Source organism: Verrucosispora sp. SN26_14.1 (genome assembly GCF_004307965.1).
In the GTDB taxonomy this organism is placed as follows: domain Bacteria; phylum Actinomycetota; class Actinomycetes; order Mycobacteriales; family Micromonosporaceae; genus Micromonospora.
On record NZ_SISL01000266.1, the window covers coordinates 1 to 8,178 of the forward strand.

Annotated in this window: 8 protein-coding genes and 1 pseudogene; 8 read left to right on the forward strand and 1 reads right to left on the reverse strand. The window is 72.1% G+C overall.

The window, feature by feature from the left end; genetic code table 11:
• Nucleotides 1-16 precede the first annotated feature (16 nt).
• Nucleotides 17-805 (forward strand): annotated as a pseudogene (locus EYA84_RS21040) (2-oxo acid dehydrogenase subunit E2); the annotation flags it as partial.
• A 121-nt stretch (nucleotides 806-926) separates the two neighbouring features.
• Here the strand turns inward: EYA84_RS21040 and EYA84_RS21045 are convergent.
• Nucleotides 927-1,868: an SDR family NAD(P)-dependent oxidoreductase gene (locus tag EYA84_RS21045; RefSeq protein WP_131054767.1), complete on the reverse strand. Its 942-nt coding sequence runs from the start codon at nucleotides 1,866-1,868 to the stop codon at nucleotides 927-929.
• Nucleotides 1,869-2,005: 137 nt separating this feature from the next.
• On the opposite strand from EYA84_RS21045, the gene EYA84_RS21050 reads away from it, so the two are divergent.
• The 7 genes from EYA84_RS21050 to lipB all read left to right on the forward strand — a co-directional run bounded on the left by EYA84_RS21050 (nucleotide 2,006) and on the right by lipB (nucleotide 8,116).
• A complete protein-coding gene (locus EYA84_RS21050; protein ID WP_131054768.1) occupies nucleotides 2,006-2,584 on the forward strand; it encodes a TetR/AcrR family transcriptional regulator in 579 nt (192 codons plus the stop codon).
• A 45-nt stretch (nucleotides 2,585-2,629) separates the two neighbouring features.
• Nucleotides 2,630-3,958, forward strand: a complete 1,329-nt coding sequence (locus EYA84_RS21055) for a low temperature requirement protein A (protein WP_131054769.1) — start codon at nucleotides 2,630-2,632, stop codon at nucleotides 3,956-3,958.
• A gap of 117 nt (nucleotides 3,959-4,075) precedes the next feature.
• Nucleotides 4,076-4,273 (forward strand): prevent-host-death protein, encoded by a 198-nt coding sequence (locus tag EYA84_RS21060; protein WP_201272443.1) that lies wholly within the window; start codon nucleotides 4,076-4,078, stop codon nucleotides 4,271-4,273.
• Nucleotides 4,263-4,409 carry a hypothetical protein gene (locus EYA84_RS32585; protein ID WP_161595009.1) on the forward strand — a complete coding sequence of 49 codons (147 nt, stop codon included), beginning with the start codon at nucleotides 4,263-4,265 and terminating at the stop codon, nucleotides 4,407-4,409. The genes EYA84_RS21060 and EYA84_RS32585 overlap by 11 nt, the downstream gene beginning before the upstream one ends.
• 95 nt (nucleotides 4,410-4,504) lie before the next feature.
• Nucleotides 4,505-5,404 (forward strand): TIGR01777 family oxidoreductase, encoded by a 900-nt coding sequence (locus EYA84_RS21065; RefSeq protein ID WP_131054770.1) that lies wholly within the window; start codon nucleotides 4,505-4,507, stop codon nucleotides 5,402-5,404.
• A gap of 188 nt (nucleotides 5,405-5,592) precedes the next feature.
• Nucleotides 5,593-7,410 (forward strand): DUF2079 domain-containing protein, encoded by a 1,818-nt coding sequence (locus EYA84_RS21070; protein ID WP_131054771.1) that lies wholly within the window; start codon nucleotides 5,593-5,595, stop codon nucleotides 7,408-7,410.
• Between the two features lie 64 nt (nucleotides 7,411-7,474).
• Entirely contained in the window at nucleotides 7,475-8,116 is a 642-nt protein-coding gene (gene lipB / locus EYA84_RS21075) for a lipoyl(octanoyl) transferase LipB (protein ID WP_131054772.1), read from the forward strand.
• The last annotated feature ends 62 nt before the right edge of the window (nucleotides 8,117-8,178 follow it).

Consider the following 8,178-nt stretch of genomic DNA (forward strand, 5'->3'; position numbering starts at 1 on the left):
CCTATGTGTATAAGAGACAGCGGCACCGCAGGCCGCCGCCACGGCCCCGACCAAGCCGGCCGCCAAGCCGCAGCCGAGCGCCAAGCGCGGCACGACCGAGAAGCTGCCCCGGATCCGTTCGGCGATCGCCAAGCGGATGCAGCAGTCGCTGCACGAGATGGCGCAGCTCACCACCGTGATCGAGGTGGACGTCACCAAGATCGCCAAGCTGCGGGCGCAGGCCAAGGAGTCGTTCCTGGCCCGGCACGGCGTCAAGCTGTCGTTCCTGCCGTTCTTCGCCCTCGCCGCGATCGAGGCGCTCCAGACGTACCCGATCGTCAACGCCCGGATGGACCTCGACGGCGGGACGATCACGTACCCGGACGCCGAGAACCTCGGCATCGCCGTGGACACCGAGCGGGGCCTGCTGGTGCCGGTCATCCACAACGCCGGTGACCTCAACCTGGGCGGCATCGCCAAGCGGGTGGCCGACCTGGCCGAGCGCACCCGGACCAACAAGATCAGCCCGGACGAGATCGCCGGTGCGACGTTCACGCTGACCAACACCGGCAGCCGGGGCGCCCTCTTCGACACCCCGATCGTGCCGTCGCCGCAGTCGGCGATGCTCGGCACGGGTGCCGTCGTCAAGCGCCCGGTCGTGGTCAACGACGCGGAGCTGGGCGAGGTCGTCGCGGTCCGGTCGATGATCTACCTCGCCCTCTCCTACGACCACCGACTGATCGACGGTGCCGACGCGGCCCGTTTCCTGGTCGCGGTCAAGGAGCGGCTGGAGGCCGGCAACTTCGAGGCCGAGCTGGGCCTCTAACCGCCGTCAGCAGCACGAGAGGGCGCCCCGGTCAGGTGACCGGGGCGCCCTCGTCCGTCGGTGCGGCCGACCGGGTCGCCACCGGCACCTGCCGGCACCCCGACCTGCGACACCGGCCGGCTCAACCGGCCAGGGTCTGCTCGCTGACCTGCCAGAGCCGCTGGGCGGCCTCCGGGTCGACGGCGTACGCGGCGACGCCGGTCCGAGTGCCGGGCTCGTGCGGCCCGGCCTGCTGGCAGTCCTCGAAGTAGCGCCCGCCCACACCGTCGAGCAGCGGCGAGGTGGCCACCAGCACGGATGTGGCGGCCCCCTGCTCGGGCGTCTTCCAGGGCGCGGCCGGGCCGCTGGAGGCGCGCAGCCGGGCCAGCTCCTCCTCGTCCACGTACCGCTGGAGGTTGGTCCGGATCCCTCCGGGGTGCAGCGCGTTGGACAGGATGCCGTCGTCGGCCCAGCGGCGGCTCGCCTCCACGGCGAAGAGGACGTTCGCGGTCTTGGACTGCCCGTACGCGGTCCACGGCTCGTACTCGCGCTTCGCGAAGTGGATGTCGTCGAAGTCGACGGGTGAGCGCAGGTGGGCCGCCGAGCTGACCGAGACGACGCGGGCGCCCCCGGCTGCGGCAAGGGCCGGACGCAGCCCGGTGGCCAGCGCGAAGTGGCCGAGGTGGTTGGTGGCGAACTGCATCTCCCAGCCCTGCGGCGTCCGCATCTCGGGCGAGGCCATCATGCCGGCGTTGTTGACCAGGATGTGCAGGGGTCCGTCCCAGTTCGCCACGAAGGCGGCGACCGAGGCCGGGTCGGCCAGGTCGAGCGCGGCCACCGTGATCCGGTCGTTGCCGGTGGTACGGGTGATCTCCTCGGCCGCGCGGTGGCCCTGGTCGGGCTGGCGTACGGCCAGGGTGACGTCGGCTCCGGCGGCGGCGAGCGCACGGGCGGTCTCGACCCCGATGCCCGATCCGCCGCCGGTGACGACGGCCCGGCGACCGGTGAGGTCGATGCCCGCGACGACCTCCAGCGCGGTGGACTCGGCGGTGAACGGGGTGCTGACAGGCGTACCGATGGCCATGATCCATCCTTGTCGACAGAGGCGCGGCGGGTGTGGACCGCCGCTACGATGAGAAGCGGAGGCTCCTCCGTTACCACCACACTAACCGGAGGCTCCTCCGCTTGCCACCCGGGTTCCGGCCCAGTTCAGGAGGAGACGTGCCGCAGACCGGTCCCCGACCGCTCCGCGCCGACGCCCAGCGCAACCGCGAGCGGCTGCTGGACGCGGCCGTCCGGGCGTTTTCCCAGGCAGGCCCGGAGGTAACCCTCGACTCGATCGCCAAGGACGCCAGGGTCGGCATCGGCACCCTCTATCGCCACTTCCCCACCCGGGAGTCGCTCGTCGAGGCGGCCTACCGCAACGAGCTGGCGAAACTCTGCGACGCGGCGGCCGAACTCCGCGACCGCCTCCCACCGGTCGAGGCGATCCGGGAGTGGATGGACCGGTTCATCGACTACCTCACCACCAAACGGGAGATGGCCGACGCGCTCCGGCTGGTGATCGCCGCCGGCGCCAACCCGTACGCGGAGAGCCGCGACCGCCTCCTCGGCGCGATCGGCCTGCTGCTCGACGCGGGCGCGGCAGCCGGGACCGTACGCGCCGACGTCGACCCCGCCGACGTACTGGTCGGACTCAGCGGCGTCAGTCTCGCCTCAGGCGGCCGAGACCAGCGCGACCAGGCACGACGGCTGCTGGACCTGCTGATGGACGGGCTGCGTTACCGCCCGGGGGGCTGATCCGAAACGCACCCGGGCGACCGGCGCCGCTGCCACACTCAGGCCGTGGACGAGAGGCGCCGACGGCACCGGCTGGGACCGGCGGTCGGGATCGCACCGGGCGCCCGGGTCGACAAGTTCGAGGTCTTCTTCGACCTGGTCTTCGTCTTCTCCTTCTTCAACATCGCCCGGGCCACCGCCGCGAACATCACCGACCGGCAACTGCTGCACGCCCTGCTGGTCCTCGCCGTGCTGTGGTGGTGCTGGGTGGTGCACACGGTGGTGGCCACCCGGGTACGCATCGGCGAGGGCTTCGTACCCGTCCTGATGGTCGCCGGGATGGCCGCGCTGTTCTGCTTCGCGCTCGCGCTGCCCCAGGCGTTCATGGACGGCGGCGGCACCGAGGCCGGGCCGGTCGTGGTGGCGGTCAGCTACGTGGTCATCCGGGCCGTACACCTGGCGCTGTTCCTGCACGCCGTCCGCGACGACCCGGTGGAACGCCGCCAACTGCTCCGGTACGCCCCCGAGCTGACCCTGAGCACCGCGCTGCTGCTCGTCGCCGCCCTGCTCCCCGGTCACCTGCCCGACGACGACATGGCGGCGCTGGTCCGGGACGGCCTGTGGATCAGCGTCGTGCTGCTCCAGTACGGCACCGGGCTGCTGGCCCGCACCTGGGGCTGGGGAGTGACGTCGGCCGAGCACTGGACCGAACGGTACGACCTGATCCTGATCATCGCGCTCGGCGAGTCGGTGATCTCCATCGGCCTGGGCAGCAACCTGCTCGGCCAGGCGCCCACCCTGCCGGGGGTGACCGCCGCCGTGTTCGGCATCGTCTTCAGCGCGGCCATGTGGTGGATCCACTACGACGTGATCGGTCCGGCCGCGCGGATCGCGCTGCACGCCAGCCAGGGCCGCCCCCGGGTGCTGATGGCCCGCGACGCGTACGCCTATCTCTATCTGCCGATGATCGTCGGCATCCTGCTGTTCGCCCTCGGTGCCGAGGGCATCGTGCACGACATCGCCGAGCCCGGCGTACCCATCAGCCAGCCGGCCCAGGGACCGGACGTGCCGCTGCTGTTCTCCGGGGCGCTCTGCTATCTGGCCGGGAACATGCTGTTCCAGTGGCGCACCCTGCGCACCCTCTCCTGGCTCCGGCTGGGCACCGTGGGCCTGCTCGCGCTGGGCATCCCGATCGCCATGCCGCTGCCCGGACTGCTCGCGCTCGGTGTGCTCGCCGTGATCCTGGTCGGCATGATCGTCACCGAGGTGGTGGTGATGTCCGAGGCCCGGCACGCGTTGCGCGCGGCGGTCTTCGAGGAGCGCACCGCCCACGAGGCGGCCGAGGCCGCCTACCGCGCCCGCTGGCACGACAACCCACCCGACCCGCACCCGTGACATGCGTAGCACTCTGTAGCACCCATGGCTGGAAGGGGCGGGTGGCTGAGCACGCCCATCGGGAGATCACACAGCGAGAGTTGCGCAACGACCCCGGCGCCATCATGCGTGGGGGGGGTGGAGCGCGGAGACTCCTACGTCATCACCCGCAACGGCACCCCCATCGGCAAGCTGATCCCGCTTCGGCGGCGCACCTTCGTCCCGCGCGCCGAAGTGATGGCCGCATTCGCCACCGCGCCCCCGCTCGACGCGGAGCGATTCCGCCGAGATCTCGACTCCGCCGTCGATCAGGACCCGTTCGATCGTGAGTGGTGAGAGCACGGCCCGGGGCCTGATCGACACGGACATCGTGATCCTCCTCGGCGCGCTGGACCCGGACGAACTGCCGGAGGAGAACGACTTCGCCGGTCTGACGGAACTGGTCGACGTCCGGCACGTGCGCCGCCCCTGACTTCGTCGTTCGACAGACCCACGTCGGGTCAGCCGAGACATCGGCGTGACCGACTCGACCCAGCCGGGCGGCTGCGCGTACCCGAAGATGTCTGTATGCGGATCCTGATGGCCGGTGCGTCCGGCTTCCTCGGCACCCGACTGGTCGACCTGCTCGTGGCCGACGGGCACCAGGTCACCCGGCTGGTCCGGCGGCCACCGCGCCGCCCGGACGAGCGGCAGTGGAACCCGTCGGCGGCGCAGCTCGACCCGGCGCTGGTCGCGGAGGCGGACGCGGTGGTCAACCTGGCCGGCGCCGGGGTGGGCGACCGCCGCTGGAACGACCAGTACAAGCAGCTCATCCGCGCCAGCCGGGTGGACACCACCAGCACCCTGGCCATCACCATCGCCGGTCTGTCCGAGGCCGACCGGCCCGAGGTGCTGCTGAACGCCTCGGCGATCGGCTGGTACGGCAACACCGGCGACCGGGTGGTCGAGGAGGACGCGCCGGCCGGTGAGGGCTTCCTGGCCGACGTGGCCCGGGTGTGGGAGGCGGCCACCCGCCCGGCCGAGGACGCCGGGGTACGGGTGGTGCGGCTGCGGACCGGACTGCCGCTGCACCGCGACGGCGGGCTGCTCAAGCCGCAGTTGCTGCCGTTCAAGCTGGGTATCGCCGGTCGGCTCGGCAGCGGACGCCAGTGGATCCCGTGGATCTCGATGACCGACTGGCTGCACGCGGTCACGTTCCTGCTGGCCCGCGCCGACCTGAACGGCCCGGTGAACGCGGTCGGGCCGGCACCGGTCACCAACGCCGAGTTCACCCGGGAGCTGGCCCGCCAGTTGCGCCGTCCGGCGGTCATCCCGATCCCGGCGCTGGCCCTGAAGGCGGTCCTCGGCGGCTTCGCCCAGGAGGCGCTGACCAGCACGCGGGTTCTGCCCGGCGTACTCAACCGGGCCGCCTTCACCTTCCGCCACCCCGACCTGCCCACGGCCCTGCACGCCGCCCTGCACGACTGACCGCACGCGTCCCGCACGCCTGATCGCACCCGTCCTGCCCTCCTGGTGCGTTCGGCACCGCCGCGCCGCGCCCAGATGTTAGGAAGGGTCCCTTTATCTACACCAGGCGTTAGCAGGGGGCCCTTCCTTACAGGCGGAGGTGACGGGTCTGACCTGAGGTGTCCGGTGCGGTTGGTAACGTCCGCTAGGTGCCCAGCTCCCCGTCCTCGGCGTCCCTGACCACCTCGCCGACGCGCGTCACCCGTGACCGCCGCGCCGACCTGATCGTGACGTTGATCGCGCTGGCGCTCGCCGTCTGGGTGACCAGCGGGCTGTGGTCAGACCCGAACGGTCGCGCGATCACGGTCAACTCCAGCGACCAGGCACTGTTCGAGTGGCTGCTGGCCTTCGGCGGTCACACGGTCAGCCACGGCGAGAACCCGTTCTTCACGTACCTGATCAACGTCCCGGACGGCGTCAACCTCGCGGTCAACACCTCGATCACCGTGTACGCGGTGGTCTTCGCCCCGCTGACGTACCTGATCGGGCCGCCGGCCACCTTCCTGGTGATCCTGACGCTGAACCTGGCCGCGACGGCCGTCGCCTGGTACTGGCTGCTCTCCCGGCACCTCGTCGGCAGTCGACTCGCCGCCGCCGTCGGCGGACTGTTCATCGGCTTCTCCCCCGGCATGGTCTCGCACGCCAACGCCCACCTGAACTGGACCGCCGGCTGGCTGGTGCCGCTGCTGGTGTGGCGGCTGTTCGTGCTGCGCCGGTCGGCGCACCCGCTGCGCGACGGGGCGATCCTCGGCGTACTCGTCGCGATCTCCTTCTCCATCGCCGCCGAGGGACTCTTCTTCACCGCGCTGGCGCTCGGCCTGTTCGTCGCCGTCTGGGCACTGCACCCGGCCAACCGGGTCGAGGCGCGGTCCGTGCTGCCGTCGTTCCTGCGCGGCCTCGCGGTGACCACCGTGGTCGCCGGGGTGCTGCTGGCGTACCCGCTCTGGCTGCACTTCGCCGGGCCCCAACGCTTCCACGGCACCGGATTCGACTCGGTGATCCACTCCGAGGACATCGCCGCGTACGCCGCCTACCCGCGCCGATCGCTGGCCGGCGAGGCCGGACTGGGCACCTCGCTGGCGCCGAACCCGACCGAGGAGAACTCCTTCTTCGGGCTGCCCCTGCTGCTGCTCACGGTCGCCTGCTTCGCCCTGCTGTGGCGGTCGGCCACGCCACGACGCCGGGCCACGCTGTGGGGGCTGGGCGTCGTGGCGGTGGCCTTCACCGCGCTCTCCTTCGGGCCGGTGGCGAAGGTCAACGGCCACCGCACCGACCTGCCCATGCCGTTCGACCTGCTCGGGCAGCTCCCCGTCGTGAACGCCGCGCTGCCGGCCCGACTCGCGCTGGTGGTGACGCCGGTGATCGGGCTGCTGTTGGCGTTCGCCGTGGACCGGCTCCGCCAGCATCGGCCGGGTCGGGCGGCGGCGGTGGCCTGGACGGCCGCCTTCGCGGTCGCGTTGGTGCCGCTGGTCCCGACGCCGCTGCTCACCATCGAACGGGAACCGATCCCGCGCTTCATCACCTCCGGCGCGTGGCGCGACTACGTCTCCCCGGGCGGGGTGCTGACCCCGGCGCCGCTGGCCCTCGACGTCTACCCGGACGGCCAGCGCTGGCAGGCGTACGCGCTGGCGAACCGGCAGGGTGAGTTCGCCATCCCGTCCGGCTTCTTCCTCGGCCCCGGCGGGCCCGACGGCCGGGGCCGGATCGGGCCGGTGCCGCGTCCGTTCGGCGCGCTGCTCGACCAGGCCGCGCGCAGCGGCCTGCCGCCGATCGTCACCGAGGGCACCCGCGAGGAGGTACGCGTCGACCTGGAGCACTGGCGGATCGAGACGGTGGTGCTCCCCGACGAGGTGCACGGCGCCAAGTGGCCGGTCGACGAGGAGGCGGTACGCCGGACGTTGACGCTGCTCTTCGGCGAGCCGGAACGCGTCGAGGACGTCTGGCTGTGGCGCGTCGGGCAGCGCTGAGCCGCCCGGCCCGTGAGCCGGCTCACCGGAGGTGACCAGCGGGTACGGGTCTAGGCTGGTACGCGTGACCGCGACGACCTCCGGCCTGACGGCCGTACGTGCCGGCGTCCTCGACTACACCGCCGCCTGGGACGAGCAGCGCCGCCTGCACGAGACCGTGGTCGCCGGGGAGCGGGGCGACACGGTGCTGCTGCTGGAGCATCCAAGCGTCTACACCGCCGGCAAGCGCACCGAGCCGTGGGACCGGCCGATGGACGGCACCCCCGTGGTCGACGTGGATCGCGGCGGCAAGATCACCTGGCATGGTCCGGGGCAACTCGTCGGCTACCCGATCCTGCGCCTGCCCGACCCGGTCGACGTGGTCGCATACGTCCGGCGGGTCGAGCAGTTGCTGATCGACGTGTGCGCCGAGTTCGGCCTGACCGCCTCCCGCGTCGACGGTCGCAGCGGCGTCTGGGTGCCGGCTGACGACCGGGGCCCGGACCGTAAGGTGGCCGCCATCGGCATCCGGGTCGCCCGGGGCGTCACCCTGCACGGATTCTCGATCAACTGCGACTGCGACCTGACGTACTTCGACCGGATCGTGCCGTGCGGCATCCGGGACGCCGGGGTCACCTCGCTCTCGGCCGAGTTGGGGCGCCCGGTCACCGTGGCCGAGGTGCTCCCCGTCGTCGAGCGCCACCTGCCCACCATCACCACCGCCTGACCGCCGGGGCCGTCGCCCACGAACGGACCGCCCGGCCACGCGCCCGCCTCGCCGCCCCGCCC

Coding starts and splice junctions, on each gene's coding strand:
- EYA84_RS21045 (WP_131054767.1), bottom strand. CDS start 1,868: ATGGCCATCGGTACGCCTGTCAGCACCCCGTTCACCGCCGAGTCCACC.
- EYA84_RS21065 (WP_131054770.1), top strand. CDS start 4,505: ATGCGGATCCTGATGGCCGGTGCGTCCGGCTTCCTCGGCACCCGACTG.